The following is a 351-nucleotide window of genomic DNA, read 5'->3' on the forward strand; positions in this document are numbered from 1 at the left end:
GGACCGGTCCAGGTCGAGCAGGCTCGCGAGCACGGCGCCGATGCGGCCGTCGCCGCCGTCGCCCCCGTCCGCCGCGCCGCCGCCGTCCGCCGCGCCGGCCTCCGGCGCAAGCGCTCCCGACCGGGTGCGCGGCGGGGTGCGGCGCAGGAGGTCGACGGTCGCGTCGACCGGCCAGCCGTCGGCGTGGCGGGCGGCGAGCAGCGCGGAACCCCATTCGCGGATCGCCTCGGCCAGCGCCCGCGTGTTGGGCGGGGCGGCGGGCGTGAGCGCGCTCGGGAGGTCGGCGTACGCGGGCACGTCCTCCGGCAGCGTCTCGCGCACGACGACCGACCCGTCGTCGTGGGCGGCGAT

The 351-nt window shown here is 80.6% G+C and carries 1 protein-coding gene; it reads right to left on the bottom strand.

From position 1 onward, the window contains the following. A partial coding sequence (locus ACR9ZG_RS18955) for a hypothetical protein (RefSeq protein ID WP_481286392.1) occupies positions 1-351 on the bottom strand: 351 nt, incomplete at both ends.

The sequence above is a fragment of the Leifsonia sp. KNZ12-8B genome (genome assembly GCF_056755495.1).